The following is a 219-nucleotide window of genomic DNA, read 5'->3' as shown; positions in this document are numbered from 1 at the left end:
GAATCTGGCTAACCGTTTGAAGAAGCTGATTCAAGGAAATGAAAATTTTTCTGCAGATCAGCGCCACCTTCTGTTCTTTATCTTGAAATTTAAAAGCGCATGGCAAGCCGTTCTTCTTCACAAGCCAATTGAGCTGCCGGAAGAATACGCCGAAGCTCTTGCCGAGATTGAAACTAAGCTGAAACACAAACAAATCAAGCAGGCATATAGCTATCTACG

1 pseudogene is annotated in these 219 nt (G+C 42.5%); it reads left to right on the top strand.

The features are described from left to right. Window positions 1–219 (top strand): annotated as a pseudogene (locus FD23_RS09025) (RNA-guided endonuclease TnpB family protein); the annotation flags it as partial.

Origin of the sequence: Lactobacillus delbrueckii subsp. delbrueckii DSM 20074 = JCM 1012 (assembly GCF_001433875.1) — a bacterium.
Taxonomy (GTDB): Bacteria; Bacillota; Bacilli; order Lactobacillales; family Lactobacillaceae; genus Lactobacillus; species Lactobacillus delbrueckii.
This window is presented reverse-complemented; position numbering and strand designations above follow the sequence as displayed.